This window comes from Flavobacterium flabelliforme, from assembly GCF_017948675.1.
Classification (GTDB): domain Bacteria; phylum Bacteroidota; class Bacteroidia; order Flavobacteriales; family Flavobacteriaceae; genus Flavobacterium; species Flavobacterium pygoscelis.
The window spans coordinates 1-228 of the sequence record NZ_JAGFBU010000053.1 but is presented as its reverse complement, the minus strand read 5'-3'; the positions used below and the strand labels follow the sequence as shown (position 1 = coordinate 228).

The 228-nt window shown below is 46.5% G+C and carries 1 protein-coding gene; it reads left to right on the top strand.

Annotation, left to right across the window (positions count from 1 at the left end; translation table 11 throughout):
* Positions 1-228 (top strand): MBG domain-containing protein (locus J3S90_RS16260; protein WP_210646992.1); only part of this gene is annotated, 228 nt, incomplete at both ends.

Sequence of the window (228 nt, the reverse complement as noted above, 5' to 3'; positions counted from 1 at the left end):
CGCTGTGGTAACCGGAACGGTAAATGGCGATGTGATTGACTATACGTTAAGCACCACCGCTACGACCACTTCAGCAGTAGGAAGCTATCCAATTGCAGTGACTTTAGGCAGTAATCCAAACTATACGATAAGCACAACAGACGCTCTATTAACGGTAACACCAAAAGCGATCAACGTGAGTGTGGTAGCCGATAATAAAACCAAAGTATACGGAGACGCGAACCCAGC